30 protein-coding genes are annotated in these 26926 nt (G+C 68.1%); 9 read left to right on the forward strand and 21 right to left on the reverse strand.

The features are described 5' to 3' along the window. Positions 1–16: 16 nt before the first annotated feature. Complete coding sequence (locus tag BJP32_RS10880; RefSeq protein WP_003164423.1) at positions 17–796, forward strand: NAD kinase; 780 nt, start codon at positions 17–19, stop codon at positions 794–796. A gap of 53 nt (positions 797–849) precedes the next feature. Further along, on the forward strand, positions 850–1347 hold the full coding sequence (locus tag BJP32_RS10885) for a hypothetical protein (RefSeq protein ID WP_003164422.1): 498 nt from the start codon (positions 850–852) through the stop codon (positions 1345–1347). Between the two features lie 25 nt (positions 1348–1372). On the opposite strand, the gene BJP32_RS10890 is transcribed toward BJP32_RS10885, so the two are convergent. Then, on the reverse strand, positions 1373–2515 hold the full coding sequence (locus BJP32_RS10890) for a DUF2336 domain-containing protein (protein ID WP_046653727.1): 1143 nt from the start codon (positions 2513–2515) through the stop codon (positions 1373–1375). Positions 2516–2604: 89 nt separating this feature from the next. Beyond that, the gene (locus tag BJP32_RS10895) at positions 2605–3411 is read right to left on the reverse strand and encodes a transglycosylase SLT domain-containing protein (RefSeq protein ID WP_046653728.1); all 807 of its coding nucleotides are present in this window, start codon (positions 3409–3411) and stop codon (positions 2605–2607) included. Positions 3412–3560: 149 nt separating this feature from the next. On the opposite strand from BJP32_RS10895, the gene BJP32_RS10900 reads away from it, so the two are divergent. After that, positions 3561–4292, forward strand: a complete 732-nt coding sequence (locus BJP32_RS10900; protein WP_046653729.1) for an energy transducer TonB — start codon at positions 3561–3563, stop codon at positions 4290–4292. Here BJP32_RS10900 and BJP32_RS10905 read toward each other — a convergent pair. Both BJP32_RS10905 and BJP32_RS10910 read right to left on the reverse strand, forming a co-directional pair. Further along, a complete protein-coding gene (locus BJP32_RS10905; protein ID WP_233126809.1) occupies positions 4289–5311 on the reverse strand; it encodes an FAD-binding oxidoreductase in 1023 nt (340 codons plus the stop codon). The genes BJP32_RS10900 and BJP32_RS10905 overlap by 4 nt on opposite strands. Before the next feature lie 52 nt (positions 5312–5363). Next, entirely contained in the window at positions 5364–7208 is a 1845-nt protein-coding gene (locus tag BJP32_RS10910) for a phosphoenolpyruvate carboxykinase (GTP) (protein ID WP_046653730.1), read from the reverse strand. A 210-nt stretch (positions 7209–7418) separates the two neighbouring features. Here BJP32_RS10910 and BJP32_RS10915 point away from each other — a divergent pair, with 210 nt between their 5' ends. Further along, positions 7419–8054, forward strand: coding sequence for a DUF938 domain-containing protein (locus BJP32_RS10915; RefSeq protein WP_046653731.1), 636 nt, complete (start codon positions 7419–7421; stop codon positions 8052–8054). Here BJP32_RS10915 and BJP32_RS10920 read toward each other — a convergent pair. Next, entirely contained in the window at positions 8051–8542 is a 492-nt protein-coding gene (locus tag BJP32_RS10920) for a hypothetical protein (protein ID WP_233126810.1), read from the reverse strand. The two genes, BJP32_RS10915 and BJP32_RS10920, sit on opposite strands and share 4 nt — an antisense overlap. Positions 8543–8851: 309 nt before the next feature. Here BJP32_RS10920 and BJP32_RS10925 point away from each other — a divergent pair, with 309 nt between their 5' ends. After that, positions 8852–9610, forward strand: a complete 759-nt coding sequence (locus tag BJP32_RS10925) for a pseudouridine synthase (RefSeq protein ID WP_046653732.1) — start codon at positions 8852–8854, stop codon at positions 9608–9610. 6 nt (positions 9611–9616) lie between these two features. Here the strand turns inward: BJP32_RS10925 and BJP32_RS10930 are convergent, their stop codons facing one another. From BJP32_RS10930 to crcB, 5 genes are read right to left on the reverse strand one after another with little or no spacing between them, the layout of a single operon-like run. Beyond that, on the reverse strand, positions 9617–10378 hold the full coding sequence (locus BJP32_RS10930; protein WP_046653734.1) for an ATP12 family chaperone protein: 762 nt from the start codon (positions 10376–10378) through the stop codon (positions 9617–9619). A 9-nt stretch (positions 10379–10387) separates the two neighbouring features. Continuing rightward, on the reverse strand, positions 10388–11074 hold the full coding sequence (locus tag BJP32_RS10935) for an HAD-IA family hydrolase (RefSeq protein WP_046653735.1): 687 nt from the start codon (positions 11072–11074) through the stop codon (positions 10388–10390). A gap of 1 nt (position 11075) precedes the next feature. Further along, positions 11076–12581, reverse strand: coding sequence for a putative 2OG-Fe(II) oxygenase (locus BJP32_RS10940; RefSeq protein ID WP_076224049.1), 1506 nt, complete (start codon positions 12579–12581; stop codon positions 11076–11078). Continuing rightward, complete coding sequence (locus BJP32_RS10945; protein ID WP_003164408.1) at positions 12578–13573, reverse strand: RluA family pseudouridine synthase; 996 nt, start codon at positions 13571–13573, stop codon at positions 12578–12580. Before BJP32_RS10945 ends, BJP32_RS10940 begins: the two co-directional genes overlap by 4 nt. Further along, the gene (gene crcB / locus BJP32_RS10950; protein WP_046653736.1) at positions 13570–13968 is read right to left on the reverse strand and encodes a fluoride efflux transporter CrcB; all 399 of its coding nucleotides are present in this window, start codon (positions 13966–13968) and stop codon (positions 13570–13572) included. Before crcB ends, BJP32_RS10945 begins: the two co-directional genes overlap by 4 nt. A 43-nt stretch (positions 13969–14011) precedes the next feature. Here crcB and BJP32_RS10955 point away from each other — a divergent pair, with 43 nt between their 5' ends. Continuing rightward, positions 14012–14449 (forward strand): DUF2214 family protein, encoded by a 438-nt coding sequence (locus tag BJP32_RS10955; protein WP_233126811.1) that lies wholly within the window; start codon positions 14012–14014, stop codon positions 14447–14449. A gap of 3 nt (positions 14450–14452) precedes the next feature. Here the strand turns inward: BJP32_RS10955 and BJP32_RS10960 are convergent, their stop codons facing one another. From BJP32_RS10960 to BJP32_RS10980, 5 genes are all read right to left on the reverse strand, one after another. Then, positions 14453–14947: a hypothetical protein gene (locus BJP32_RS10960; protein WP_046653739.1), complete on the reverse strand. Its 495-nt coding sequence runs from the start codon at positions 14945–14947 to the stop codon at positions 14453–14455. 78 nt (positions 14948–15025) lie between these two features. Continuing rightward, positions 15026–15751 carry an RluA family pseudouridine synthase gene (locus tag BJP32_RS10965; protein ID WP_046653740.1) on the reverse strand — a complete coding sequence of 242 codons (726 nt, stop codon included), beginning with the start codon at positions 15749–15751 and terminating at the stop codon, positions 15026–15028. 57 nt (positions 15752–15808) lie between these two features. Then, positions 15809–16249 carry a hypothetical protein gene (locus BJP32_RS10970; protein ID WP_233126812.1) on the reverse strand — a complete coding sequence of 147 codons (441 nt, stop codon included), beginning with the start codon at positions 16247–16249 and terminating at the stop codon, positions 15809–15811. Positions 16250–16326: 77 nt separating this feature from the next. Continuing rightward, positions 16327–16767 (reverse strand): hypothetical protein, encoded by a 441-nt coding sequence (locus tag BJP32_RS10975; RefSeq protein WP_046653743.1) that lies wholly within the window; start codon positions 16765–16767, stop codon positions 16327–16329. Positions 16768–16895: 128 nt separating this feature from the next. Beyond that, positions 16896–18200 carry a replication-associated recombination protein A gene (locus BJP32_RS10980; protein ID WP_076224051.1) on the reverse strand — a complete coding sequence of 435 codons (1305 nt, stop codon included), beginning with the start codon at positions 18198–18200 and terminating at the stop codon, positions 16896–16898. A 69-nt stretch (positions 18201–18269) separates the two neighbouring features. Here BJP32_RS10980 and BJP32_RS10985 point away from each other — a divergent pair, with 69 nt between their 5' ends. Beyond that, a complete protein-coding gene (locus BJP32_RS10985; protein ID WP_003164400.1) occupies positions 18270–18689 on the forward strand; it encodes a VOC family protein in 420 nt (139 codons plus the stop codon). A gap of 27 nt (positions 18690–18716) precedes the next feature. Here the strand turns inward: BJP32_RS10985 and BJP32_RS10990 are convergent, their stop codons facing one another. The 3 genes from BJP32_RS10990 to BJP32_RS11000 all read right to left on the reverse strand — a co-directional run bounded on the left by BJP32_RS10990 (position 18717) and on the right by BJP32_RS11000 (position 22856). Then, on the reverse strand, positions 18717–20105 hold the full coding sequence (locus BJP32_RS10990; protein ID WP_076224053.1) for a Do family serine endopeptidase: 1389 nt from the start codon (positions 20103–20105) through the stop codon (positions 18717–18719). 95 nt (positions 20106–20200) lie between these two features. Then, positions 20201–21505, reverse strand: a complete 1305-nt coding sequence (locus BJP32_RS10995) for a TCR/Tet family MFS transporter (protein ID WP_076224055.1) — start codon at positions 21503–21505, stop codon at positions 20201–20203. A 115-nt stretch (positions 21506–21620) separates the two neighbouring features. After that, positions 21621–22856, reverse strand: coding sequence for an ectonucleotide pyrophosphatase/phosphodiesterase (locus tag BJP32_RS11000; protein ID WP_076224056.1), 1236 nt, complete (start codon positions 22854–22856; stop codon positions 21621–21623). 103 nt (positions 22857–22959) lie between these two features. Between BJP32_RS11000 and BJP32_RS11005 the strand changes: the two genes are divergently transcribed. Together BJP32_RS11005 and BJP32_RS11010 are read left to right on the forward strand one after the other, a co-directional pair. Further along, positions 22960–23859, forward strand: coding sequence for an ABC transporter ATP-binding protein (locus BJP32_RS11005; protein ID WP_076224081.1), 900 nt, complete (start codon positions 22960–22962; stop codon positions 23857–23859). Further along, a complete protein-coding gene (locus tag BJP32_RS11010) occupies positions 23856–24719 on the forward strand; it encodes a hypothetical protein (protein WP_076224058.1) in 864 nt (287 codons plus the stop codon). Before BJP32_RS11005 ends, BJP32_RS11010 begins: the two co-directional genes overlap by 4 nt. A gap of 7 nt (positions 24720–24726) precedes the next feature. Here the strand turns inward: BJP32_RS11010 and BJP32_RS11015 are convergent, their stop codons facing one another. The 3 genes from BJP32_RS11015 to BJP32_RS11025 all read right to left on the reverse strand — a co-directional run bounded on the left by BJP32_RS11015 (position 24727) and on the right by BJP32_RS11025 (position 26852). After that, entirely contained in the window at positions 24727–25188 is a 462-nt protein-coding gene (locus BJP32_RS11015; RefSeq protein WP_233126813.1) for a GNAT family N-acetyltransferase, read from the reverse strand. A 110-nt stretch (positions 25189–25298) separates the two neighbouring features. Then, a complete protein-coding gene (gene rplQ, locus BJP32_RS11020) occupies positions 25299–25718 on the reverse strand; it encodes a 50S ribosomal protein L17 (protein WP_003164392.1) in 420 nt (139 codons plus the stop codon). Positions 25719–25832: 114 nt separating this feature from the next. Next, a complete protein-coding gene (locus tag BJP32_RS11025; RefSeq protein WP_076224062.1) occupies positions 25833–26852 on the reverse strand; it encodes a DNA-directed RNA polymerase subunit alpha in 1020 nt (339 codons plus the stop codon). Positions 26853–26926 lie beyond the last annotated feature (74 nt).

Below are 26926 nucleotides of genomic sequence, written 5' to 3' on the forward strand. Positions count from 1 at the left end.
CCGCTTGCGTAGCGCCGTGACTCAGTCGTTCCATCCCACCGCCATCACCTTCGTCGCCAGCGACCGGCCCGAAGCCGAAGCCGCCCGCCAGCGGTTGAGCGAACGCTATGGCTCGGTTCCCGCCGCCGAGGCCGAGGTCATCGTCGCCCTGGGCGGCGACGGCTTCATGCTGGAGACCCTGCACAACAATCTGCAGCTGCGCACGCCCGTCTATGGGATGAACCGCGGCTCCGTCGGATTCCTGATGAACGACTATGAGGAAGACGACCTGCTGGATCGTCTGGCCCAGGCTGACCGCACGGTGCTGCATCCGTTGCAGATGGACGCCTGGGTCGAAAGCGGCCAGGTCCACAGCGGCCTGGCCATCAATGAAGTCTCCCTGCTGCGCCAGACGCGCCAGAGCGCCAAGCTGCGCATCAGCATCAACGATAAGGTGCGGCTGGAGGAGCTGACCTGCGACGGCTGCCTGGTGGCGACGCCAGCCGGGTCGACCGCCTATAATCTGTCGGCGCATGGGCCAATTATCCCCCTGGACGCGCCCAGCCTGGCGCTGACGCCGATCAGCGCCTTCCGCCCCCGGCGCTGGCGCGGCGCCCTGCTGTCGCACACCGCGCGCGTGCGCTTCGACGTACTGGAGCCGGACAAGCGGCCGGTCAGCGCCACCGCCGACAATTTCGAGGTGCGCCGCGTCTCGCGCGTCGAGGTGCGGGAGCGTCGCGACATCACCCTGACCATGCTGTTCGATTCAGGCCGCTCATATGAAGAGCGCGTCATGGCCGAACAATTCGCGGCCTGAACTGTAAAATAGTCGAGGCGCCGTCACCGGATTTTAAGCCTCTGCGCGACAAAATGGCCGCTGTTGTTGAGGAGCCGCCCGTGACCAACCAAGTCATCCGCCCGCCCAATCCCCTGCGCGCCAAGGTCGGCGGCGGCTTCGGCGGCATTGACGCCAACGCCATCGCCAGGGCCGAGGAGGCGCTGAAGGCCATGTCGGCTCAGTTCGGCCAGTGGTTGAACGACGAGGTGGTCAGGCTGGACAAGGCTCAGTCCGACATCCGCAGCCAGGGCTACACGCCCGAAACGGCTGAGGCCCTCTATTTCCGCGCCCACGACCTCAAGGGACTGGGGACCACATACGAATACCCGCTGGTCACGCGCATCGCCGCCTCGCTCTGCCGGATGCTGGACGACGCCGACAAGCGGATGCAGGCTCCCCTGGCCGTGGTCGACGCCCACATTGACGCCATCAAGGCCGTGGTCCGCGACAAGATCCAGACCGACGACCATCCCGTCGGACGCGATCTGGTTGAAACCCTGGAAGCCCGTGCAGCGGAGCACCTGGGCTAAAACCGACTGATGGATCAGGCGCGGCTCAGGCCGCGCTGACGGCGCCGCGCCAGCCGTCGTCAGCCGGACGATCCAACCGCTCCAGCAGATAGGCCAGATCCTCACGGGCGGCGTCGGGACGCTGACTCAGGAACCGCTCCAGCATCCGTTGACGGAAGACGGCGCTGCCGGTGTCCCCGCCTTCGGCCTGGAGCGCCCGCCAGGTGTCGACCCCGGCGCGGAAGGCCTGAAACAGCCGTGGCGGCATGCCCGCACGGTCGTAGATGGCCTTGAGTCCCAAAGGCCCGGCGTCATGCACCATCAGCCAGGCGCGATGATGCGGCGTACCCGCCAACTCGGCCAGGGCGTGCTCGAACAGGCCGATCTGCCCCCGCGCCAAGGACCGCAGCAACAGAGACGGCGTCAGCACCCGGCGGCTGTTCAGCCCGGCCACAAAGGTCGGCAGATCATCCGTCACACGGGCCTGGTCCACCAGGTCGATCGTGGCCCGCTCCCGCGCGAAGTCGGCGAACTGGATAGCGGTCTCAGGCGTCAGGGCGTGGCGGGTGATCAGGTGTTCGCGCACAGCCTCGCTGGCCAGAACCACCAGCCGCTCGGTCACGGACAGCGGCAGAACCTGACGATAGGCCAGGGCCGAAATCACCTCCGGCGCATCGCTGAATCGATCCAGGGCGACGCCCAGCGCAGCCTCGGACAGATCGGCGTTGTCGTTTGCGGCCAGGGCGGCCACCGCCTCCTGCTTGCCTTCGGCGACCAAAACCGACGCCACATCGCGCGGCACGCGCGGGCGGGACGCCACCGCCACTTGGCGCAGCGCCGTCCCGGCGCGCACGATCTCGATCAGGTCGTCGTCCGTGAAGGCCGGACAGCTGTTGATGATAGGCAGGGCCACGCTGTCCACGTCGCCGGCCAGCCTGCGCGCCGCCTCGCGCGGCATGATGTCCGAAGCCTTCAGCGTCACCGCCACGGCCCGTCGCACCAGTTCCGCCGCATCGGCCGCCAGCACGCTCAGAATCTTTTGCGCCGCCTCGCGCTCCACATCATCCAGCGCCATGCGGTCGATGCTGCGGCACAATTTATGAGCGGCGGCCGCGCGCTCGTCCTCCAGATCAGACTTGATCAGGCGCCGTATGTCGCTTTCCGTCAGTCTGGCGCGGTAGGCGGTCATGGCTCGAAGGCTCAGGGTTGGCGAGGAATCAATCGTCACCCCTAGCGTTACATAGTTAACACCCTCTTAGGAATAAGGCGGAAGCGTGGTCACGCCACCTTATCCGGCGGCGGAGCGAATGCGCCTCCGAAACCGCCGCCTGATCCCTGCCCGTCCTGGCCCAGCAACAGCGCCAGAAGGCTCTGATCCTGCTTCAAGCGGTCCATGCGCGCGGCCAGCATCCGGTCCTTTTCGCTCAGCTCCGGCGCCGCCTTGGCCGCCCCGCCGCTGCCGACGCCGACCGCCGGGAAGGCCTCGCCCGCGGTGCGCTGCAGATTGGCGTGCACCTCGGCCGCCGTCGCCGCTCGGCCATTGCGATAGAAGATCGAACGGTTGGCCGAGGCCGCTTCGGGGAACAGGGCCGCCGCGCTGGTCTGCGGCCGCGACTGCACCGCCTCCAGCAGCTTGGCCGCGCCCGCCGGACCCAGGAAGTGCGCTGCGTACAGGTCGCCCGCCCCCGGCTCGCGCCCCGTGCGGCCGCGCAGATAGGCCGCGTTGGAGGCCGTCAGCTCCCCCGCCATGGTCGAGGCGGCCTGAGGATCGAAGCGAAGGTCCAACACGACATTGCGAGCCGAGCCGCGCACCTGCCAGCGCCCGTCACCGCCCTGATAGATCAGGTCAGCGTACTGGCCGTAGCCGTGCTTGGCGCCGTGCCGCTTCACCGTGCCCAGCCAGGTCTGCTCGATGAACTGGAACAGGCCCGAGGCCGAGGACGTGGGCGCCCGCGCATTGGGGTTCATCGCGCTTTCGCGACGCGCGGTCTTCATCAGGAAATCGAAATCCACGCCAGTCGAGGTCGAGGCGCGCCGGATCGCCGCCTCCACGCCGCCGGATGATGGAATCGCTTTCACGGTCATATGTGAACGGTCGCTAACCTCGGTAAACGAAAGCTTAACGCAACACCCCTGCCGTTAACAATTCCAAGCGCCACAATAAGGCCGCAAGCGAAGCGCGAACTCTGTTCCGTGGGTGCTGGGGAGGGCCTGCGACAGGAGGCGCGTAAGTCATGATGATGCGTATCGCCGGGGGCCACGGCGTGGTCAGCCCCCTCGACTTCCAGCAACGCAAGAAGCCCCTGCCCCGATGGGTGTGGGCGATGATCACCGCCTCGGCTCTGGTGCATGTCGGCGCCGGCGTCTGGCTGTATCAGCAACGCTTCGAACTGGCCGACGCCCCCGCGTCCTTGGAAGACCTGCCCACGACGATCGTGGAGCTGACGCCCAGGGTCAAGCCGCCCGAGCCAAAGACGGCCTCGCCCGCGCCGACCCCGCCGATCCATCGGCCGACGCAGGTCATGCCCAGCGACGTCGCCCCGTTGGAGGTTCCGGTCGCCCCCGTCGTCAGCCATGACGCCGGGCCGGTCATCAACCTGACCGAACCTGCGACCGAGCCCTCGGCCGGAACGACGGTCACGCCCGAACCGCCCAAGCCGGTTCCCGTCATCACCCAGCCCGACTGGGTGCGGAAGCCGACGGCGGATCAGTTGATGCGGGCCTATCCGTCCGCTGCCGAGGCGCGTGGGATCGGCGGGGTGGCCGAACTGTCCTGCCTGGTGCGGGTGGACGGCAGCCTGACCGGCTGTTCCGTCACCTCGGAAACGCCGGGCAATCAGGGCTTCGGCCGGGCGGCGGTGAGCCTGAGCCGCTACTTCCGCCTCAGCCCGCGCACGGTGGACGGACAGGCCGTCGACGGCGCGCGCGTCACCATGGCGATCCGCTTCGACCTGCCCAAGGACTAAAGGAACCGCGAGGGATGGAGGGCCGGCTCGGCGACGGGTCGGCCCTCTGTCGCATCCGCGACGACCGCGCCGACCAGCGGCCCCAACAGCCAGCCGTTGCGACGCGGCCCCAGCGCGACATGAAGACCCGGCGCGACCTGTCCGGCCATCGGCAGGCCGTCCGGCGTCGTGCCGCGCACCCCCGCACGCCAGTCGATGCTCAGCGGGCGCGACGCCTGATCCAGCACCTTCCATGCAGCGGCCAGCATGGCCTCGCAGCGCGTGGCGTCGGGCGTCACCGAGCGCTCTCCCGGCTCCATCGTCGCTCCGATCACGCTACCCTCGCCCATCGGCGCGACATAGGCGCCCGGCCCGCGCACGACATGGTCGACCAGCTTCTCCTTCACCAGACCGATCTGGCCGCGAATGGGGATGATGCAGGCGACGGCCGTGCGCGCTTCGGGCGGCAGGCCCTCCAGAGCCGGGTCGGCGCCCGTGGCCAGGATCAGATGCTCCGCGCGCACGGCGCCCGCCGTCGTCTCGACCCGCCAGCCGAGCGCGTCCGGGGCCATGCGCAGCGCCCGCGCCTCGATCACGGTCAGTCCCTGCGCCAGCGCCTTCAGCGCCTGAGGCGGATCAACCTTGGCGTCCTCATGCGTCGTCAGGCGGGCCGAAGCGGCGTCATACTCATGCTGGAAGCTCAACGCCTTCATCCGCGCCGCCAGTTCGGCGACGTCGCCGCCGCGCCATTCCGCCAGATCGCCATACAGCCGCACGCCCGTCGCCTCTGCGAAGGCGGGCCACAGGTCGCGCGCCCTGCGCAGCACTTGCGCCGCCTCGGGCGACAGATCGTCTATGGCGCATTCCATGGCCGGCGCGATCATGCCTGCCGCTACCGCCGAAGCGTTGACGCCGCCGAGGTCTACCACCGCTACGCGACGTCCGCGTCGTCTCAACTCCGCCGCCGCGCACAGGCCCAGCACGCCCGCGCCGATGACCACGACGTCGAAGGAAGGTTCGGGAGAATTAAAAAGGGGCACGGAAAGTCCTTCGACCTCCCGCGCCCCGATTTCAACCGTTGAGGACGGTCTTTTATTCAGCCGCCAGCTTGGCCGCGCGCGCCTCTTCCAGACGCTTGGTCAGGGCGGCGTGCTGGCCCCACAGGGCCTTGGGCAGGCGATCGCCGAACTTCTCGTAGAAGGCGGGGATCAGGGCGGCTTCCTCGGTCCAGACGTCGGCGTCGACGTCCAGCAGGATCTGCAGATCGGCGTCGGTCAGCGTCAGACCCGACAGGTCCAGCGCGGCCTTGGACGGCACGCGGCCGACCGGCGTGTCCACGGCTTCGGCCTGGCCTTCCAGACGCTCGACGATCCACTTCAGCACGCGGGCGTTGTCGCCGAAGCCCGGCCAGACGAACTGGCCGTCCTCGTTCTTGCGGAACCAGTTGACGAAGAACAGGCGCGGCAGCTTCGACGCATCGGCCTTTTCGCCCATCTTCAGCCAGTGGCCGAAGTAGTCGCCCATGTTGTAGCCGCAGAACGGCAGCATGGCGAAGGGGTCGCGGCGCAGTTCGCCGACCTTGTTCTCGGCGGCGGCGGTGCCTTCGGAGGCCACGGTCGAGCCCATGAAGACGCCGTGCTCCCAGTCATAGGCTTCCGTCACCAGCGGCACGGCCGAGGCGCGGCGGCCGCCGAACAGGATGGCGTCGATCGGCACGCCTGCGGGGTCTTCCCACTCCGGCGCGATGGACGGGCACTGACCGGCCCAGACGGCGAAACGCGAGTTCGGGTGGGCCGCAGGCTCGCCCGAGGCCGGATCGTGCGGCTGGCCCTTCCAGTTGGTCAGGCCTTCCGGCGCGTCCTTCGACAGGCCTTCCCACCAGACGTCGCCGTCAGCGGTCAGGGCGACGTTGGTGAAGATGGTGTCGCGCGTCAGGGTTTCGAGCGCGTTCTTGTTGGTGTTGCGGCTGGTGCCCGGCGCCACGCCGAAGAAGCCCGCTTCCGGGTTCACGGCGTACAGACGGCCGTCGTCGCCGAAGCGCATCCAGGCGATGTCGTCGCCGACCGTCTCGGCCTTCCAGCCGTCCAACGCCGGTTGCAGCATGGCCAGGTTGGTCTTGCCGCAGGCCGACGGGAAGGCGGCGGCCACATATTTGGACACGCCCTCGGGGCTGGTCAGCTTGAGGATCAGCATGTGCTCGGCCAGCCACCCCTCGTCGCGGGCCATGATCGAGGCGATGCGCAGGGCGTAGCACTTCTTGCCCAGCAGGGCGTTGCCGCCGTAGCCCGAGCCGTAGGACCAGATTTCCCGCGTTTCAGGGAAGTGGACGATCCACTTGTCGTCGTTGCAAGGCCATGCCACGTCGGCCTGACCTTCGGCCAGCGGCGCGCCCAGGGTGTGAACGGCGGGAACGAAGACGCCGTCGGCGCCCAGCATGTCCAGCGCGCCCTTGCCCATGCGGGTCATGACGCCCATCGACACGGCGACATAGCCGCTGTCGGTGATCTCAACGCCCAGGGCGGAGATCTTGGAGCCCAGCGGGCCCATGCAGAACGGAACGACGTACATCGTCCGGCCCTTCATGCAGCCGTCGAACAGGCCGTCCAGACGGGCCCGCATTTCAACCGGGTCGGACCAGTTGTTGGTCGGACCGGCGTCGGCCTCATCTTCCGAGCAGATGAAGGTGCGGCTCTCGACGCGGGCCACGTCCTTGGGGTCCGAGGCGGCGTAGTAGCAGCCGGGGCGCTTGGCTTGATCCAGCTCCTTCAGCGTGCCCTTACCGATCAGATCGGCGACGATGGCGGACTTCTCGGCGGCCGAGCCGTCGCACCAGTGAACACGGTCAGGCTTGGTCAGGGCGGCGATCTGCTCCACCCAGGCGACGAGGCCCTTGTGTTCAGTCGGCGCCGGATGGAGTCCGGGAATCGATTGCGTCACGTCTTGCTCTCCTGAAGCTGCGCGCAGCGATCTGTCGTCGCCGTCACGCAATAAGCTGATCACGCTGTGTAACGGGGGCCAATGAACCCCGAGGGACGTTAGGTCAACCGCTGCACGTTTCATTCCCCCGTTATCCGGCTCGCTCCATCCACACGCATATTTAAATCGTCAGAGGGCGTCTCAAGGGCTATCTCCTTCGGCGTGAAGACGATGGATTCTGTAAAGTCGACGCCGGACGCCTTATCGAGCGCCCTGATCTCGCCCGCCGCCGAGCGCAACAGCGCGGCCATACTGGAGGTGCTGCGCGCCCATCTGCCCGTTCAGGGCCGGGTGCTTGAGATCGCCGCCGGATCGGGTCAGCACGCCGCCCGCTTCGCAACCGCCCTCCCCGGCCTGGACTGGACACCCAGCGACCCCAGCGTGGAGGCGCGGGCCAGCATCGAGGCGTGGCGGATGAAGGCGGGCGCGGCGAACCTGCGCCCCGCCCAGGCGGTCGACATGCTGGATGACGCCAGCTGGCCGTCGGAGCCGCTGGACGCCATCATCTGTATCAACATGATCCACATCAGCCCGTGGTCGGCGGCCCAGGGCCTGATGCAGCTGGCGGAACGGTCTCTGATCCGCCCCGGCGGTCTGCTGTACCTCTACGGCCCCTATCGCGAGGCCGAGGTTCCGCTGGCCTCGTCCAACGCCGCCTTCGACGACAGCCTGAAGGCGCGCGATCCCGCATGGGGCCTGCGCGACCGGGGCGAGGTCGAAACGCTCGCCCGGTCGCATGGCCTGGCCCCGACGCTGCGACGGGCCATGCCCGCCAACAATCTGAGCCTGATCTTCCGCCGAGTTTAGATGGCGGCGACCACCGCTGTCAGTTCGGCGCGGTCGTTCAGCAAGGCCACCTTGCCGTCGCGGAAGGCGGCGCCCGGCGCATCGGCCGGTTGGCCAAAGCTTTCAGCCGCCACAGCCACGCCGTCAGCGAAGGCCAGAACCGGCAGGCCCTGCGCCTTGGCCAGGTTCACCAGCGCCTTGACCTGAACCAGACCGGCTTCATCCGCCATGCCGCCCGGAACCACCACGCCCTGAACACGGCCGCCGCTGATGTCGTCGGCCGTCGCCGTGGCCAGAACGGTCAGCCCGCCCGAAACCAGACTGCCCTCGCCGGTCGAGATCGGGGCCAGCGACACGCCCTCAAAGCGCAGGGCGGTCTCCATGTCGCCCAGTTCGCCGAAATCCATGCCTTTGCGCATGATCAGGCCGAAGCGCAGGCGGGCGGGCGCGGGGCGATTGCCGTATTGGCGGGAACGAGTGGCGGTCGTGGTCTTGCGTTGAGCGTACAAAACGTCTCCTTCGAAGGTTATCGATCAATATTCGTGGACGATTACAAGAAACCGTCCCGCCCTGTACGCCGCAACCGGATCAAACACGGCAAACGTCGCAATCCGAATCAATCGGAAGCAAATGCGGCAAAAACATCAGGGTGACTGCTGATATAGGCTTATGATGCTCAAGGTCAACTTGACGACGCAAAAGTGAACTCAACCGGACCTAAGAACACCTGAACCGCCCAGCCACAGCGGCGCCCTTGCCTCCATGCGCGAGCGGGCCCTACACAGCCGGTCGCACCGCTGGAGATCTCAAGTCAGGCCATGGCCTTCACCCGCACCTATGACGGCCCAGAGCCCGTCCGCATCAACAAGTGGCTGGGTCAGAGCGGCGTCTGCTCGCGCCGCGAGGCCGAGGGCCTGATCGCCGAGGGGCTGGTCAGCATCGACGGCGAGGTCGTGCGCGACGCGGGCCGCAAGATCGAACCGGGCCAGACCCTGACGCTGAACGACACAGGCGAGGCGGCGCTGGCGGCGGGCGTCGCCATCCTGCTGCACAAGCCGGTCGGCTATGTCTCGGGCCAGCCTGAGCCGGGCAAGATTCCGGCCGTGCGCCTGCTGACCACGGCCAACCGGGTCGGCGACGGCGAGACGCCCGCGCGCGACGCCTCCCTGCCCCCCGTCGGGCGACTGGACGAGGATTCGCGCGGTCTGCTGATGCTGTCGTCAGACGGCGTGGTGGCCAAGGCGGTGATCGGCCCGCAATCGGACCTGGACAAGGAATATCTGGTCCGCGTCGCCGGCGCTGTGACCGAGGCCAAGCTAACCAAACTGCGCCACGGTCTGGAACTGGACGGCCGCCAGTTGAAGCCCGCCCGCGTCACCCAGATGGAGCCGCAGCGCCTGCGTTTCATCCTGCGCGAAGGCCGCAACCGCCAGATCCGCCGCATGTGCGAGCTGGTCGGACTGGAGGTCGTCGACCTCTATCGCATCCGCATCGGCCCGGTGAAGCTGGGCGACCTGCCGGAAGGCCGTTGGCGGATGCTGACGGCGGACGAGCGCGCGGCGCTGATCAAGGGCTGAGCCGCCTCAGCGCAACGCCTCAAACCACCGTTGCAGCAGGAACGCTTCAGCGCGGTGAGCGGCCGTGCGGACAGCCGCCTCCTCGTCCACGCCCCAACGCTCTTCGGTGAAGGCTTCGTCCAGACGCGACAGGTCCAGCGCCGCCTCGCCCGCCAGCGCTCCGCGCTGCACCGCCAGCCCCAGCACCGCCGAGCCGAACAGCGGCACCGCCGTCGCCAGCCCGGTCAGGGCGAAGTCGTCCATCTCCAGCGCCAGCACCTCGACCCGCGCCAGAGCTTCCGGCGCCTGCGGCCGATGGATGATCCCCTCGACCGTGTGCAGTTCGACGCCCAGTTCGCGCGCCGCCCAGTCGCGCCACGGCCCCCATTCCGCCTGCTGGCGCGCGATCAGGCCCGACGGCGTCTCGGCCAGATAGCAGAGCACGTCCGACCCGGCGTAGCGGGCGATCTCTTCGGCCACAGGCCCGCGCGTCTGGCTGACCCGGTCGATGGCGGTCGAGGCCAGACGGGTCGCGGGCATGGTCGCGGGCGTCAGATGCTCGCCCTGGGCGTTCCACTCGTCGGCCACGAGGCGAGCCGCCGCCTCGGTCGGCAGGACGATGGCGTTTCCGGCGGGCGTCTTGGGCGCGCGGCCGTCCAGCAGGACGATCCAGCCGCCATCGCGCGCCTCGACCCCGGCGGTCTTCCAGAAGCGTTTGATGCGCTCCTCGGACTCGCGAAAACCCTTCTGGGCGGCGACATTGGGATCAAGCGAAGGAATATGGGACATGCTGAACTTCTAGGCGAAAAGCTTGGTCGAGGCGAAACGATCGAGCGCCGCCTCAAGGTCAGGAAAATCGTCGGCGATGTGCAGCGCGCCTGCGGCCGCCTGCTCCTCCACCGTATGGAAGCCCCAGCCTACGCCCAGCGGATGCACCCCCGCCGCAACGGCCATGGCGATGTCGTGGCTGGTGTCGCCGATCATGACGGTCGAGGCGATGTCGGCCCCGCAGGCCGTCATGGCGGCGCGCAGCATGGCTGGGTCCGGCTTGCCCGGCCCGTCCTCGGCGCAGTGGCTGGACAGGAACAGATCGCTCCATTCGGGCCGCGCCAGATTGCGGGCCACGCCGCGCCGGTTCTGGCCGGTCGCCAGCGACAGCCGCCAGCCGTCGCGCTTCAGCCGCCGCAGGGTCTGCATCACGCCGGGATAGAGCGGCTCCTCATGGCCCGCCTCATACATGGCGCGGAAACTGGCCTGAAACGCGGCGACGAAGTCGGCCAGTTCGGCGTCGGTCAGCGACGGCTCCAGCACGTGCAGGGCGTGATGCAGGCTCAGGCCTACGATCTGACGCACTCGATCATATTCCGGCTCGGGCAGGCCCAGAGCCTGCGCCGCCTCGCAGGCCGCGCGATGGATGGAGGCCCGGCTGTCGACCAGGGTGCCGTCGATGTCGAAGACGGCGAGCGGAGCGTCGGAAGCGGTCATGTCAGGCTGGCACGATGTCAAAGGCGACGGACAGGCGCGGCTGGTCGCCGCTGAAAGGCACGGTGCCGTGCCACAGGCAGGACGGGAAAAGCACCAGCTTGCCCGGCTCCGGCTTCTCGTACCGCAGCGGCTCCAGCGGCGGCGAGGTCGGGAACGGCGGCTGGGCCAGGGCCAGCCAGCCTTCGCGCCCGCCCGCCTCGACCACCGGCGGCACGTCGATGTAGCAGGCCGAAGAATACCAGCCCTTCGGATGAATATGGTGTTCGTGGAAACCGCCCGGCGCCAACCGCACCGACCAGCAGCCCTTCAACCGGTAGTTTCCAGAGTTTCGGGCGCGAACAGGATCCTCGCCCTGCCCCAGCCGCGCCAGATGACGGCGGATCGGCCCGTCGATGGCGGCGAAGAAGGCGCGAATGGCCGGATCTTCGACCAGCGTCAGGTCCACCGGCGTCTGCGTCCCGTGCCGCAGGCTCTGGCCCAGCGGGTGGTTCTGATAGGCGTGTTGCGCCAGCAGCGCCGCCTTGAGGTCGACCAGATAGGCCGCCAAGTCGCTCCAGCCGGGCGGCGTATCAATGCTTAGGGCGCCGACCAGACCCTCCAGGTCATCCAACCCCAGGGCGTCGGCCTGCCCCTTCAAGCGGCTGGCCGTGGCGTGCAGGGCCAGAACCTTCTGATCCGGGATGGGTGCAGCCAATAATTGGCGCAGGATCTCCAGCGCCCCATCCAGGTCGCCAGAGGCGATCATGGCCTCGGCCAGACTGGTCCAAGGCTCGAGCGTGTTCGGCGCCGCCTGCGTCGCCGCGCGCGCATGATCCACAGCCAGCGCCGGATCGAACTTCAACGCCAACTGGCCCGCCGCCATCTCGACCATGGCGGCCCGTACGCCGCCGTCGCGCACGCGACGGGTCAACTCGCCCCAGGCCTCGCGCGGATCGGCGCCCCCATACATCAGGACCACCGCCAGACAGGTCAGCAGTTCGGCGTCGTTTGGGGCGAGCTTGAGCGCATCCAGCACCGGCGCCGCCGCAGCCTCACGACCTCCGCCGCGCATCCAGATCCGTTGCGCCAGCTCCCGCACGGCGTCGCCATAAACGGGCCGACGCTTCAAGGCCTGGCGATAGGCGTCATCCGCCTCGTCATGACGGCCGCAGCCAGACAGGGCGCGGGCCAACACCAACCAGGTCTCAGGCGCATCTCCGCCATTGGCGAAGGCCCGCCGCGCCGCCTCGACAGCCTCGAGGTTGCGGCCTGTGTCGCCCAGAGAACTGGCCAAATTATGCTGCGCGACGACGCTGCCGGGCGTGGCGGCCGCCTGGGCGCGGCGGATGACCAGGGCCTCCTCCTTGCGGTCCAACGCCTTCAGAAGATCGACCTGAAACGACTGAACCCCGGCCCGCTCGCCCGGCGTCGCCTGCTCCAGCACGGCCAAAGCGCCCGGCAGGTCGCCCTGCTGGGCCAGCGCCTGGGCGCGCTGAAGCCGCATCTGGACCGCCGCGCCTGTGTTCATCGCATCCGCCGCACGCCCTCAAAGGGATCTTCGTCGGCCTCGTCCTCGGAGAAGCCGAAATGGTTGAAACCGGCCTTCATCTCAGGGCTGAGCGGAGCCTCGACGATCAGCTTGCCGCCGCCAGGATGGTCCAGTTCGATGCGGCGGGCGTGAAGCTGCAGCTTCAGCGGGCCGGACAGTTCGCGCGATTTGTCGTCGCCGTATTTGGGATCGCCCAGGATCGGATGGCCGATGGCGGCCATGTGGGCGCGCAACTGGTGCGTCCGGCCGGTGAAGGGGCGCAACGCCATCCACGCCGCGCGGTGGGCGGCGCGGCTGATGGTGGCGAAGGCGGTCTCGGCCGGCTCGCCCTTGGGATCTTTGGGCTCGGCCGGGCGCATCATCTCGAAGTCGTTGATGCCGGTCTTCTTCAGCGCCATGTCGATCTGACCCGCCGAAGGCTTGGGGTTGCCGATGACGATGGCCCAATAGGTCTTCTTGGCCTGACGCCGGGCGAAGGCGCCGGCCAGACGCTTGGCCGCCTCCGGCCCCTTGCCCAGCAGCAGCACGCCTGAGGTGTCGCGGTCCAGACGGTGAACCAGACGCGGCCGGTCCATCCCCTCGCCCCAGGCCGACAACAGGCGGTCGATGTGCTTGGTCGTCTTGGTCCCGCCCTGCACGGCCAGGCCGTGCGGCTTGTTCAGGGCGATGACCATGTGGTCTTCGTACAGCACCAGCGACTTGGCGTAGGCGATGTCGCGCTCGCTCAGTTCGTGCAGGTCGCCGGGCTTGCGCGGATTGGCGTCCGGCAGCGGCGGCACGCGCACGGCGGCGCCCGCGGTCAGGCGGTCCTGCGGCTTGACGCGCGAGCCGTCGACGCGGATCTGGCCGCTGCGAGCCATCTTCTCGACCTGGATGTGGGTCAGGTGCGGCCAGCGGCGCTTGAACCAGCGATCCAGGCGGATGTCGTCTTCATCCTCGGCGACATAGAGGGTCTGGACTTCGCGGCTCATGCGCCCACTCCGGTAAACAGTTTGCGCGCGATCATCAGGCCGACGAACAGAGCGGCGATGGCGAGAACCACCGAACTCGCCGCATAAACGAAAGCCGAGACGATTTCACGGCGTTCGATCATCAGGGCCGCTTCCAGTGAAAAGGCCGAAAAGGTCGTGAAGCCGCCCAGGACGCCGACGGCGGCGAACAGGCGGATGCTCTCCTGCCCCGCGCCCGCCCTCAACGCCAGCCAGCCGACCAGCAGGCCCATCAGAAGGCCGCCCGCGACATTGGCGGTCAGGGTCGCCCACGGCCAGGCCGCGCCCGGCGCCAGGCGGCCCACGGCCAGTCCCAGCCCATAGCGCGCCATCGCCCCCAGGCCGCCGCCGATCGCAACCAGCAAGAAACGTGTCATGCTGGCGGCATATACTGTTCCGACCTCATTTGCGAAGGCCGCCATGCACGACCTTGTCCTCGCCATCCTGCATCACCTGCTGTTCCTGGGCCTGATCGTCATGCTGGCGTCGGAGCTGGCGCTGCTGCGCACGGCGGAACCGCCGGTGAAGCGACTGGCCGGACTGGACGCGGGCTATGGCGTCACGGCAATGCTCATCGTTCTGGTCGGTGTCGGACGGGTGATGGGCGGCAAGGGCTGGGCCTTCTATGAAGCCAACCCCTTCTTCTGGGCCAAGATCGCGACCTTCGCCCTGATCGGCCTGATCTCGATCCAGCCGACGCTGGCGATCCTGAAGTGGCGCAAGGCGGAGCGGGCCGCGCCCGGCTATGTTCCGCCTCAGGCCGAGCTGACCGCGGCGCGTCGCGCGGTCGGGCTTGAGATTCTGCTGCTGGTTCCGCTGCTGGCCTTCGCGGCGGCGATGGCGCGTTGGCCGTTCTAGGCCCTACAGACGCGGGCGGATGGCGTCCTGAACCCCGCGCGCGTCATAGGCCCCAGGGCGATCCGGGCGCTGGCCGCGCCCCATGACGATCTCCAGCGTGGTCGAGGTCGGCTGCGGCCCGCTGAGGTCGAAGCCCAGGCCGACGCCGACGCCCGACGTCGACCAGCCGCCGTAGCGGCCCGTGCCGGCTCCGATGGAGACGCTGGGCCGCATGCCGCCCGCGCTGTCAGGGCGGCCGTCGATCCAGCGCTGCGTCACCTCGAACCAGTCATAGCCCTGCTCGGTCGTCAGTTGAGCCGCACGGAACAGGGCCATGTCCGCCACCGGACCGGGGGCGCCGACGCCGTTGTAGCTGACACGGAAACGGTCGCGCTCGATCTGCTGTTCGGAGTAGCCCTGCCCATTCGGGCCCATCTGACGGCCGTAGGGCGCCAGGCTGGCGCAGGCCGTAAGGGCCAGGGCCGAGACGGCGATCGTGACGATGGCGAGGCGTTTCATGCGCGTGTCTCCCACGCCCGAACAGCGCACGGGCGAGCCGGATTGTTCCGCGGTGAAGCTGAACAGGGGATGAAGCCCCTACAGCCCCGCCGCCGCACGCAGGGCCGCGAAATCCTCCGGCTCCGGCGCTTCGACCGTCACGCGGCCGCCGTCGGGATGAGGAAAGCAGAGTTTCGCCGCGTGCAGCATTAGGCGCGGCGCCGCCCGTCCGGCGAAGGTCAGGGCGCCGCCATAGCGGACATCGCCGACCAGCGAGCGACCAATGGAGGCCATATGGACCCGGAGCTGGTGCATCCGCCCCGTCTCGGGCGACAGCTCGACCACCGCCCCGTCTTCACTAGAAGCCAGGGTGCGATAGCCGCTGGCGGCGCCTTGCGCGCCCGGCGCATCGAAATCCACGACGCGCATATAGCTTTCGCGGCCGATCTCTTCGCGCCGCAGGGCCGAGGTGATCCGGCCGGACCTGGGCTCCGGCGCGGCCGCGACCAGCGCCAGATAGGTCTTCTGGAACTTGCGCATCTGCATCGCCTTGCCGAAGAAGCCGGCGGCGGGCTTGGTCTTGGCGGCCAGGATGACGCCCGAGGTGTCGCGGTCGAGCCGGTGCACCAGTTCCGGGCGCTTGCCGTTCGAGCGGGCGAAGGCCCACAGCAGGTCGTCCAGAGTGTTGGCCTGGATGCGGCCGCCCTGGCTGGACAGGCCCGACGGCTTGTTGAAGGCGATCAGATGCGCGTCTTCATGCACCACCCAGGAACGGACGGCGGCGATTTCATCTTCGGTCAGGGATACGGGCTGGCGGGTTTTCACCCGCCCAGCCTTTAGCCGAGCGCGCCCCGCTTCGCCATGCCCATCAGGCCTTGGCGATCAGCGGATCAGGCCCTTGCGGCGCGCCCAGTGGGCATAGGCGATCTGGATGACGAAGATCAGGGTGACGACCAGGGTGAACGCCACGCCGCCCGCGCCGATGACTTCACGCCCGTTGCTGAGCGCCAGCACATAGACGGCGTGCGCCAACATGGCGATCAGACCCGCGACGAAAGCGTTGAACGCCAGCTTCCGCCGAAGCAGCAGCATCAGCGCGCCCAGCAGGCCGCACCACACCGCCACGCCGAAGGCCACATCGGTCCACATCGGCGCGCCGCGCAAATAGGCCACCTGCTCCATCGTCAGCGCGCTCCAATAGGCGGCGGCTCCCGTCACCTTCTGATACCACTGCCAGACGCCGACGCCGTTCCAGACCACCGAGGCTGCAGCGATGGCCCACAGGTGCCACGGCGCCGCCGGACGCTTCGAAATATCCACCATCATTCTTCCCCCCAGGGCCTTGAGCGTCGAAAACTACGCCGAAATAGACCGATGCAACAAGGGCTTCCGCCTGCGCCTCAGACGATCACGCCGCGTCGGCCCATCCAGGCGCAATAGGCGGTCTGAACGACCAGGACGGCGATGATGACCAGGCCGAACGCCACGCCGACCGGCCCCATGATCTCGCGCCCATTGCTCATGAAGTGGATGTAGGCCGTGTCCGCCAACATGGCGATCAGGGCGACGGCGAACACCATCGTCGCCTGACGCCGCCGAAACAGCAGCAGCACCGCCGCCAGCAACCCGCCCCAGAAGGCGACGCCGACCGCGACATCGGTCCATATGGGCACGGCGCGCAGATAGGCCGCCTCGGCGGGGGTCAGACTGCTCCAATAGGCCGGATCGCCCGTCACCTGCAGCGTCCACTGCCAGACGAAGAGGGCGTTCCACAGAAAGGACAACACGCCGACCAGCCACAGGTGCCAGGGCGTCGACATACGCCGCAGAACATCGACCATCGCCGCCTCCGCAGTTTGCAGGCTCAGCCTACGTCCGACAAGCGGCCACGACAATGAACGTCGTTCACCGATCTTCCACTCTCTCCGCCATCCTCGGGTCAAGCCCGAGGATGGCGGCGGTAAGCGCCTTATTCCTTGCTCACCCGCGCCCGCATCGCCGCCCAGCGCTCCAGGCGCGCCTTGACCTTCTCCTCATGCCCCTCGCCCTTCGGCTTGTAGAAGGTGCGGCGCTCCATCTCGTCGGGGAAGAAGTTCGCGCCGGAGAAACCCTCGGGCGTGTCGGGGTCGTATTGATAGCCCTTGCCGTAGCCGAGCTCCTTCATGAGCTTGGTCGGGGCGTTGCGAATATGGGCGGGCGGCATCAGAGAGCCGGTCTCATGCGCCGCGCGCTTGGCCGCCTTGAAGGCTTCATAGACCCCGACCGACTTGGGCGCGGTAGCCAGATGGACCACGGCCTGAGCCAGCGCCAACTCTCCCTCCGGCGAGCCGAGGAAGTCGTAGGTGTCCTTGGCCGCATTGGCGACCAGAATGGACAGGGGGTCGGCCTGGCCGATGTCCTCGACCGCCATGCGCACGATGCGGCGCGCCAGATAGAGCGGGTCTTCGCCCCCGTTCAGCATCCGCGCCAACCAGTAGAGCGCCGCATCCGGGTCAGATCCGCGCACCGACTTATGCAGGGCCGAGATGAGGTTGTAGTGCTCTTCCCGCGACTTGTCGTAGGCGGGGGCGCGCTTCTGAAGCACGCCCACCAGCGCCTGCACGTCCAGCGGTTCGACGTCCTGCAGGTCGAACAACACCTCGGACATGGTTAGCAGATAGCGGCCGTCGCCGTCCGCCAGGGCCAGCATGGCCTGCCGCGCCTCGGGCGTCAGCGGCAGAGGCTTGCTCATCAGCGCCTCGGCCCGATCCAGCAACAGGTCCAACGAGGCGTCGTCCAGCCGCTTCAGCACATAGACCTGCGACCGTGACAGCAGGGCGCCGTTCAGCTCGAAGCTGGGGTTTTCCGTCGTGGCGCCGACCAGGGTGACGATCCCCTCCTCCACGAAGGGCAGGAAGCCGTCCTGCTGGGCGCGGTTGAAGCGGTGGATCTCGTCGACGAACAGCAGGGTCTGCTGACCCGCCGCCCGGCGCATCCGTGCGGCCTCGAACGCCTTCTTCAGGTCGGCGACGCCCGAGAAGACGGCGCTGATCGACTGGTATTCATAGCCCGCCGCCTTGGCCAGCAGGCGGGCGATCGTCGTCTTGCCCGTGCCCGGCGGCCCCCACAGGATCATGGAGCCCAAACGCCCGGCCTCGATCATCCGGCGGATCGGCCCGCCTTCGCCCAGCAGATGGTCCTGGCCCACCACCTGATCCAGCGCCTGCGGGCGCAGACGGTCGGCCAGGGGCGCGTCGGGAGGATGGATGCCGGAGGCTTCGAACAAATCAGTCATGGAACGCTCTAGATAGGCGTTCGTTCGGGCGACTGCACCCGCTACAACGCCTCGTTGAGGAGGAATCGCATGACTGAAGCCAAGCCTGACCAGGGACCGCGCGGCGGGGTGACGCCCCACCTGACCATTCCCTCGCGCGGGGCCGCCGCAGCGATCGAATTCTACGCCCGCGCCTTCGGGGCCGAGGAAGTCATGCGGATGCCGGCCGAGGACGGCGAGCGCCTGTTGCACGCCCATCTGCGCATCAACGGCGGCAGCGTCATGCTGGCCGACGAATTCCCCGAATGGACCGGCGAGGCCGACATCAAGCCCGTCGGCGTCAGCCTGCATCTTCAGGTCGACGACGCCGACGAATGGTGGGGCCGCGCCCTGGTCAACGGCGCCATTCCGGTCATGCCGCTGGAGAACCAGTTCTGGGGGGACCGCTACGGCCAGCTCCGCGACCCGTTCGGCCACCTGTGGAGCATCGGCGGACCGCAGAAGGGCTGATCGCCCCTCTGCAGCGGGCGCCGCGCCTTAGGGCAGGCGCCCCGTCAGGCGGCGGCCGTTGCGGACGATGGTCAGTTCCGAGCCGCGTTGTGCGCGGCCCAGGGCGGCGACCGTGGTGACGGCGCGACCGTCGATCTGCACCACCAGATCATTGGGACGCAGGCCGATGCGGGCCGGGATGCTGTTGCGTTGCAGGCCGGTGACCACCACGCCGCTGGTGAAGGGATCTCCGCCCAGGCGATCGGCCAGCGCCGGGTTCAGCGCCACGCCTTGAAGCCCGGCCAAAGCGCCCTGCCCGACGACCGAGCCCTGCCCCGGATCGGCGTCGCCCGGCAGGGTCGAGACGCGCGCGTTCAGCGTCCGCGCCCGTCCGTCGCGCAGGACAGTCACGGCCACGGTGTCGTTCGGCGAGCGCGTGCCGACGCGGAAGTTCAGGCCTCCCTGGTCGTTGACCTCAGCGCCGTCGATGGCGGTGATGACGTCGCCCTGTTCGATGCCTGCGCGGGCGGCGGGACCGCCGGCGTAGACGTCTGTGACCATCAGGCCCTGCGGCCGATCCAGACCCAGGCTGCGGGCCATGTCGGAGCTGACCGTGTCGCCCTTGACGCCCAGCCAGGCGCGCTCGACCGACTTGGCGCCGCCGACGGCGGAATCCACCACCCGCTTGACCATGGTGGCCGGCACCGCGAACCCCACGCCCGTCGAAGAGCCGGTGCGCGAGAAGATGGCTGTGTTGATGCCGATCAGGTCGCCGTCCATGTCGACCAGGGCGCCGCCCGAATTGCCCGGATTGATGGGCGCGTCGGTCTGGATGAAGGAACCGGAATCGCTGATGCCCGTCTCGGTCCGGTTCAGGGCCGAGATGATGCCGTTGGTCACGGTCTGGCCGACGCCGAACGGATTGCCGATGGCCAGAACCAGATCGCCGACCTGCTGCTGCTCCTGATCATCGATGCGCAGGACCGGCAGGTCGCCGTCCAGGTTTTCGAGCTGCAGCACGGCGATGTCGGACCGTTCGTCGGCCAGAAGCACCTTGGCCGGATATTCGCGTCGGTCGTTCAGGGTGACGCGGATTTCCTGCATGTTCTGGATAACGTGGTTGTTCGTCACCACGATGCCGTCCGGGCGCACGATGACGCCCGAACCGATGGAGCCGGTCACGCGCGACTGCGGCCCGCCGCCGAACAGTTCGAAGAAGGGATCGCGCACGCGCTGGACGCCCCGCGCCGAGATGTTCACCACGGCGGGCGCGGCCTCGCGCACCACGGGGGCGAAGCTGGTCTTCAGCGAACCGGCGTCGCGCGGGGCGACGCGGGGCTGTTCGGCGAAGACGCCTTCCTGCGCCTTGGAGGGCTGCGGCTGGCTGCAGGCGGATAGGATCAGGGCGGCGGCGATGGCCAGTCTGGAAGTCTTCATCTCGTCCCGGTTCTACAAGCTTGGGCGTTGCATCCATTCCGCCTCGGCTTTTCGACAGGATCAAGGCCGTCTTTCAGTCCGGGGCGCGGCGGCGATCAAACGGACGTGACCTCGTCCCGTTCCGCCCGACGCGCGGTCAAGAAGCCGATCAGGGCGCCCAGCGCCAGCACGGCGGAGGCCAGGTAGAAGGCCAGCCCCGGCTCCGACAGGAGGGCGTCCGCCGCAGCGGACACCGCGGGCAGCCCCCGCTCGGACAGCCAGGCGGCGGCCTGAGCCCCGCCCTCGCCCACCGAAACCGAATAGATCCAGCCGAAGAACAGGGGCGAGGCCACGCCGGCGATGGAGGCGACGCTCATGTTCGCGCCCTGCAGTTGGCCCTGCTCGCTCTCGCCCACCCGGCGGGTCATCAGGGACTGAAGCGTCGGCATGGCCAGGCCCCACAGGGCGTTGGGGAACATGGCGACGATAAAGGCGACGCCCGTCGGCGCCCAGCCCATCAAGGCGATGCCAGCCGCTCCGCCGCACAAGCCGAAGATCATGGTCGCCCGGTCGCCGAACCGCTTGGACGCCGGTCCGACCAGCACGCCCTGAACGATCATGTCCAGCACCCCGACCATGGCCAACAAGGCCCCGACCTGCCACGGCCCCCAGCCGTAGCGCAGCCCGGCGTAAAGGACGAAGACCGCCGAAAACACGTGGTGGGCGAAGTAGAGCAGGAAGTTCACGACCGCGAGGCCCGCCAGTTCGGCGTGACGCTTCAGCAGGATCATGGCCCCGACCGGATTGGCGCGACGCCAGCTGAAGGGCATCCGCTTCTCCAGCGGCAGGCTCTCCGGCAGGATGAACAGGCCGTACAGGAAGGCCACGCCCGACAAGGCGCCCGCCACCCAGAAGGGCACGCGCGGCCCGAACTCGCCCAGGAACCCGCCCAGAACCGGCCCCAGCACGAATCCGCCCGAGAAGGCGGCTCCGATCAGGCCATAGGCGCGGGCGCGTTTCTCGGGCTCGGTGATGTCGGCCATATAGGCGTAGATTGTTGTGAAGCTGGACGAGGTGACGCCCGCCACTAACCGCCCGACCGCCAGCCACCACAGGTTCGGCGCCAGCGCCATCAGCACATAGTCCGCCGCCAGCCCGGCGCAGCTGATCAGGATGACCGGGCGGCGCCCGTACTGGTCCGACAGCGAGCCGATCACCGGCGAGGCTAGGAACTGCATCCCCGCCCACAGAGCCACGAACACCCCGTTCAGCAGGCCCGCGCGCGCGTTCGACCCGACGAACTCCTCGATCAGATGCGGCAGGACCGGAATGACGATCCCCATGGCCACGATGTCCAGCACTGCAGTCACGAGAATGAAGGCGATCGCCGCGCGGCGGACCTTGGGCTGATGCAGGGACATGAGGGCTCGCGGAGGTGGAGCGACGTTCTAGACGGCGCCGAGTGGCCGCGCGATCATTTTCCTCAACGCGTCACCCTCGGGAGCAGCCCGAGAGTGACCAGCGCTAGTGACCGGCTCAGCGCTGCGTCACCGGCAGCGTGTCGTTCGGATCACCGTCGCCGCGCGGCGCCGTCACGCCCAGCAGGCGGGCCAGGAAGGGCTGGACGTCGACGCTGTCCAGGTTCTGCAGCCGCCGTCCGGCGATGACGCCGGGGCCGTGGGCGATGAAGATCGCCTGCATCTCGGGCGCGGCGTTGTCGTAGCCGTGGGCGCCCCCGGGCTTGGTCACCGGACGCGCACGGGTCGCCAGCAGCCAGCCGGGCTCGGAGGCGCAGACGATGGCCGAGACGCGCGGGTTGGAGCCCAGGACAAGGCGCGCCGGGATCTCGCTCTTGCGCCAGCAGTCCAGATGCGGGCGCGAGCCCAGCAGGGCCTGCTCCACCTCGGCCTCGCGGCCGGCGACAGGGTTCAGGAAGGTGACGGCGCCCGAATAGATGATCTGCACCGCCTCCGGATCGACGATGTCGTCTAGCACCGTCACGCGGTCGGGCGAGGTCGCCGCCATGCCGTGATCCGACACCACGACCAGCACGGTGTTCTCATACAGCCCCCGCGCCTTCAGCGCATCGACCAGGCGGCCGATGGAGGCGTCGACAGAGCGCATGGCCTCCAGCGTCTCGGCGCCGTCCGGGCCGTGGTGGTGGCCCATGGTGTCCACAATGTCGAAATAGAGGGTGGTCAACGCCGGGCGCTGGGCGGCGGGCAGGTCCAGCCACGTCAGCACCTGATCCACGCGCGCGTCGCCGGGCATCGACTGGTCGAAAGGCGTCCAGTAGCTGGGCCGCACGCCGCGGATGTCGGCCTCCGACCCCGGCCAGAACATGGTGGCGGTCTTCACGCCCTGCCGCTCGGCCGAAACCCAGATCGGCTCGCCCTGGTCCCACCAGCGGCGATCGGCGACGGCCTGCTTGTTGCCGAGCGAGAAGCGGCCCAGTTCGGCGTCGACCATGTTGTTGCCGACGATGCCGTGGTGATCGGGATGCAGACCCGTGACCAGGGTGTAGTGATTGGGGAAGGTCACGCTGGGGAAGGACGGCTTCATCGGCCCCGATGCGCCCTCGGCCGCCAGTTGCGCCAGCACCGGCGTCGCCCCGCGCTCCAGATAGTCGGCGCGGAAACCGTCAATGGAGATCAGGATGACGTTCGGCGCCTGGACCGTTTCGACCGGCGGCGCGGGCGGCGTGGTGGCGCAGGCGGCGACGGCCAGCGTCAGGACGGCGACGCGCGCCAGCCCGAACAGACGATCAAACATGAGAGGCTCCCGAAATCGACTTTCGGGAATGTTGCCTAAGCTTAATCCGCGACAGACAGAAGACGGCTTGCCGGTTTTCCACTGTCGGGCCACGCTGCGATTCATGACCAGCGTTATCGAAACGAACGGCCTGACCAAGACCTATGGCGCGGTGCGCGCCCTGGACGGCCTCAGTCTCAGCATACCGCGCGGCGGGATCTATGGCGTGCTGGGGCCGAACGGCGCAGGCAAGTCGACCCTGTTCCGCATCCTGCTGGGCCTGATCCGGCCCACCGCGGGCGAGGTGCGGGTCATGGGCCAGCACACCGGTGATCCGGCCGTCACCCGACGCATGGGCTCGATGATCGAGACGCCGCGCTATCCGCCCTATCTGACCGCGCGTCAGGCGTTGCGCTGGCTGGCGCTGGCGCATGGGATGGGCGCCGAGGCCGAGACCGACCGATGGCTGGCGCGCGTCGGCCTGACCGAGGCGGCGGACCGCAAGGTGCGCGGCTTCTCGGTCGGCATGATGCAAAGGCTGGGCGTCGCCGCCGCCCTGATGACCCGGCCCGATCTGGTCATCCTGGATGAACCGACCAGCGGCATGGACCCGCCCGGCATCCAGGAGATGCGCGCCCTGATCCGCAGCCTGGCCGACGACGACGGCGTGACCATCATCCTGGCCAGCCACCAGTTGCTTGAGGTCCAGCGCGTCTGCGACCGCGTCGCCATCCTCAATCGGGGCAAGCTGGCGGCCGAGGGCAAGGTCAGCGACCTGACCGCCTCGGGCGAGCGCCTGCGCCTGTCGGCCACGCCCCTGGCCAAGGTCATGGCCGTTCTGGGCGAGCGCGGCAGCGTTCAGGACGACGCCGTCTTGGCCGCCGTGCCGCGCGCCGAGGCCCCTGCCCTGTTGCGCGCCCTGATCGAACAGGGCGTCGACATCGACGAGGCCCGCTGGGTCGGCGCCGATCTGGAAAGCGTCTTCATGACCGAAACCTCTTCGCCTGCAGGAGGCCGCGCATGATGCTGGCCGACGCCATCCGTTCCGAAACCTGGCGCCTGTTGCAGAACCGCACGGCCATGTTCTGGAGCATCGTCTTCGTGCCCGTGATCTCGCTCGTGCTGGCGATCGGGGGCTTTCTGTTCCTCCAGTCCAAGATGGACGGAGCGCTTCAAACCCTGCCGCCCGAGTTGAAGCTGAACGCCCGCGCCGTCGACCTGGGTCAGTCGCTGGTCGATGCGGCCGGCGCCTTGGCCCATCCAGCCGTGCTGGCCTTCCTGCTGATCGGCGCCGCCACCGTTTTCGCGGGCGACTATCGCTGGGAGACCTGGCGCCTGATCACCGCGCGCAACAGCCGCCCCAACCTGATTATGGGCAAGGCGGGCGCCGTCAAACTGCTGACCCTCGCCGGGCTGGCGCTTCTGCTGGTCGCCAGCATGGGCGCCGATGTCGCCAAGGGGCTGATCTTCGGGCGCAGCTTCGCCTTCGGTTTCGGCGGAGACGAGGCGCAGAGCTTCGGCCTGCTGGCCCTGCTGTCCTATGTGCGGGCAGTGCAGTTCCTGTTGCTCAGCCTGCTGGCGGCCACGGTGACGCGCTCCCTGCTGGCGGCGCTGTTCGTGCCTCTGGTCATCGGCGTCGGTCAGTTCTTCTTGGCCAAGATGAGCCCTCTGTTCGGCTGGCAGATGGGCGACTGGGCGACCATGCTGCTGTTTCCCGGCGAGGGCTATGAGCTGCTGAAGGTTCTCATCCAGGGCGGGATGGAGGCCGCGCTGGTCCCAGCAGGCGCCGCCTGGCGCGCCCTCACAGGACTGGCGCTGTGGAGCTTCGCGCCCTTCTGCCAGGCCCTGTGGTGGTTCCAGCGGCAGGATCTGTCGAAGGAATAGGGTCAGATCAGCTCAGCGTCTTCTCCATGAAGACATCGGCGCGGACATAGGGCGTCTCGCGCGGCGGCAGGCGCACAAAGCCGAAGCTGTCATAGAGGGCCAGCGCCGGACCCAGCGTCGAGCTGGTCTCCAGATAAAGGCGCGTCGCGTTCACCTCACGCGCCGCCGCCTCGCACGCTTCCAGCAGGCGCCGCGACAGACCCTGCCCGCGCGCGACAGGCGCAATCGTCATTTTGGCGACCTCGAAGCCGCCGTCGTCCATGGCCATCAGGGCGCAGCAGCCCACAGCCTCGCCCGCCCGCTCGATGAAGTAGATGCGGCCGCCCTGCGTCAGGATCTGCCCCTGCGGGTCGTCCAGCACCTTGCGGTCCTTCGCCTCGATGGCGAAGCCGCCCTCGGCCAGCCAGGCCTCGTTCAGGGTGCGCCAGGCCTCGGCATAGGCGGGCGAAAACTCAACGATACGGAACACTGGCTCACTCATGCGCCGTTGTATGGCGCCGCTGCCGAACGTCGCGCAAGACAAAGGGCGGCTTGATCGCTCCAGCCGCCCTTCAATCTTGGTCAGACCGAAAGGTCCGATCAGGCTTCGTCGTCGCCCTCGATGGCGAAGACCGGACCGGAGTCCTGGCCCTTGGCGGCCACGTCGCGATCGACGAACTCGATCACGGCCATCGCGGCGTTGTCGCCGTGACGGAATCCCGCCTTCATGATGCGGATGTAGCCGCCGTTACGCTCGGCGTAACGCGGCGCCAGCGTGTCGAACAGCTTGCCGACTTGCGGCACGTCGCGAACGGCGCTGATGGCCTGACGACGAGCGTGCAGGTCGCCCTTCTTGGCGAGGGTGACCAGCTTCTCGACGAAGGGACGCAGTTCCTTCGCCTTCGGCAGGGTGGTCGTGATCTGCTCGTGCTTGATCAGCGAGGCGGCCATGTTGGCGAACATGGCCTGGCGGTGGCTGACCGTGCGGCCGAGCTTACGATAGGCGGCGCCGTGGCGCATCGGGGTCTCTCCTACTCAACCCTGGTTTCCCGTCCCTATTTGCCGGACGAGACCTGGGGCCTCTCATTCTAACCGCCCCAACCGATCCAACGGACCTGGGCGGAGGGTTGATGATCAGATCTGGTCGTCGAACTTCTTGGCCAGATCTTCGATGTTTTCCGGCGGCCAGTTCGGCACGTCCATGCCGAGGCTCAGGCCCATGGACGCCAGAACTTCCTTGATTTCGTTCAGCGACTTGCGGCCGAAGTTCGGGGTGCGAAGCATTTCGCCCTCGGTCTTCTGGATCAGGTCGCCGATGTAGACGATGTTGTCGTTCTTCAGGCAGTTGGCCGAACGGACCGACAGCTCCAGCTCGTCCACCTTCTTCAGCAGCGACGGGTTGAAGGGCAGTTCGGGCTTGCCGTCCGACTGCTCGACAGCCTTGGTCGGCTCATCGAAGGTGATGAAGATCTGCAGCTGGTCTTGCAGGATGCGCGCAGCGTAAGCCACAGCGTCAACCGGCGAGACGGCACCGTTGGTTTCGACTTCCAGGATCAGCTTGTCGTAGTCCAGCGACTGGCCCTGACGGGTCGGCTCGACGCGATAGGCGACGCGCTTCACCGGCGAATACAGGGCGTCGACGGCGATCAGACCGATCGGGGCGTCTTCCGGGCGGTTCAGTTCGGCGGCGACGTAGCCCTTGCCGTTCTGGACCGTCAGTTCCATGCGGACCGAGGCGCCGTCGTCCAGGGTGCAGATCACGTGATCCTGGTTCAGCACCTCGATGTCGGCCGGCAGGTCGATCTGAGCCGCAGTCACCGGGCCGGGGCCCGTGGCGCGCAGCGTCATCCGCTTCGGGCCTTCCGCGTGCATGCGCAGGGCCAGTTGCTTGATGTTCAGAACGATGTCGACCACGTCCTCGCGAACGCCTTCCAGCGACGAGAACTCGTGAACAACGCCGTCGATCTGAATGGCCGTGACCGCCGCGCCTTGAAGCGAAGACAGCAGAACGCGACGAAGCGCGTTGCCGAGCGTCACACCGAAACCGCGCTCGAGAGGCTCGGCGATCAGACGCGCCTTGTGCTGCGGGTCAGACCCGCCCTCGACTTGCGGTTTCTCGGGACGGATCAGCTCTTGCCAGTTTCTTTCGATCATAAAGTCCCTCGAACGGGTTTCGACGGCTCCGTGTTCTCACGTTCAGAACAACAGGAGCCGCCGGGAGAAGGGGT

It is taken from the genome of Brevundimonas sp. ZS04 (genome assembly GCF_001956865.1).
In the GTDB taxonomy this organism is placed as follows: Bacteria; Pseudomonadota; Alphaproteobacteria; order Caulobacterales; family Caulobacteraceae; genus Brevundimonas; species Brevundimonas diminuta.

Bases quoted from the DNA above. Each gene is read 5' to 3' on its own strand.
- BJP32_RS10890 (WP_046653727.1), bottom strand. From the start codon at position 2,515: ATGACCGCCTACCGCGCCAGACTGACGGAAAGCGACATACGGCGCCTG.
- BJP32_RS10935 (WP_046653735.1), bottom strand. From the start codon at position 11,074: ATGACCGCTTCCGACGCTCCGCTCGCCGTCTTCGACATCGACGGCACC.
- BJP32_RS10990 (WP_076224053.1), bottom strand. From the start codon at position 20,105: ATGAAGACTTCCAGACTGGCCATCGCCGCCGCCCTGATCCTATCCGCC.
- BJP32_RS11010 (WP_076224058.1), top strand. From the start codon at position 23,856: ATGATGCTGGCCGACGCCATCCGTTCCGAAACCTGGCGCCTGTTGCAG.
- BJP32_RS10915 (WP_046653731.1), top strand. From the start codon at position 7,419: ATGGATTCTGTAAAGTCGACGCCGGACGCCTTATCGAGCGCCCTGATC.
- BJP32_RS10995 (WP_076224055.1), bottom strand. From the start codon at position 21,505: ATGTCCCTGCATCAGCCCAAGGTCCGCCGCGCGGCGATCGCCTTCATT.
- BJP32_RS10940 (WP_076224049.1), bottom strand. From the start codon at position 12,581: ATGAACACAGGCGCGGCGGTCCAGATGCGGCTTCAGCGCGCCCAGGCG.
- BJP32_RS10945 (WP_003164408.1), bottom strand. From the start codon at position 13,573: ATGAGCCGCGAAGTCCAGACCCTCTATGTCGCCGAGGATGAAGACGAC.
- BJP32_RS10895 (WP_046653728.1), bottom strand. From the start codon at position 3,411: ATGACCGTGAAAGCGATTCCATCATCCGGCGGCGTGGAGGCGGCGATC.
- BJP32_RS11005 (WP_076224081.1), top strand. From the start codon at position 22,960: ATGACCAGCGTTATCGAAACGAACGGCCTGACCAAGACCTATGGCGCG.
- BJP32_RS11025 (WP_076224062.1), bottom strand. From the start codon at position 26,852: ATGATCGAAAGAAACTGGCAAGAGCTGATCCGTCCCGAGAAACCGCAA.
- rplQ (WP_003164392.1), bottom strand. From the start codon at position 25,718: ATGCGCCACGGCGCCGCCTATCGTAAGCTCGGCCGCACGGTCAGCCAC.
- BJP32_RS10975 (WP_046653743.1), bottom strand. From the start codon at position 16,767: ATGGTCGATGTTCTGCGGCGTATGTCGACGCCCTGGCACCTGTGGCTG.
- BJP32_RS10955 (WP_233126811.1), top strand. From the start codon at position 14,012: ATGCACGACCTTGTCCTCGCCATCCTGCATCACCTGCTGTTCCTGGGC.
- BJP32_RS10960 (WP_046653739.1), bottom strand. From the start codon at position 14,947: ATGAAACGCCTCGCCATCGTCACGATCGCCGTCTCGGCCCTGGCCCTT.
- BJP32_RS10970 (WP_233126812.1), bottom strand. From the start codon at position 16,249: ATGGTGGATATTTCGAAGCGTCCGGCGGCGCCGTGGCACCTGTGGGCC.
- BJP32_RS10980 (WP_076224051.1), bottom strand. From the start codon at position 18,200: ATGACTGATTTGTTCGAAGCCTCCGGCATCCATCCTCCCGACGCGCCC.
- BJP32_RS10925 (WP_046653732.1), top strand. From the start codon at position 8,852: ATGGCCTTCACCCGCACCTATGACGGCCCAGAGCCCGTCCGCATCAAC.
- crcB (WP_046653736.1), bottom strand. From the start codon at position 13,968: ATGACACGTTTCTTGCTGGTTGCGATCGGCGGCGGCCTGGGGGCGATG.
- BJP32_RS11000 (WP_076224056.1), bottom strand. From the start codon at position 22,856: ATGTTTGATCGTCTGTTCGGGCTGGCGCGCGTCGCCGTCCTGACGCTG.
- BJP32_RS10985 (WP_003164400.1), top strand. From the start codon at position 18,270: ATGACTGAAGCCAAGCCTGACCAGGGACCGCGCGGCGGGGTGACGCCC.
- BJP32_RS10885 (WP_003164422.1), top strand. From the start codon at position 850: ATGGCCGCTGTTGTTGAGGAGCCGCCCGTGACCAACCAAGTCATCCGC.
- BJP32_RS10900 (WP_046653729.1), top strand. From the start codon at position 3,561: ATGATGATGCGTATCGCCGGGGGCCACGGCGTGGTCAGCCCCCTCGAC.
- BJP32_RS10930 (WP_046653734.1), bottom strand. From the start codon at position 10,378: ATGTCCCATATTCCTTCGCTTGATCCCAATGTCGCCGCCCAGAAGGGT.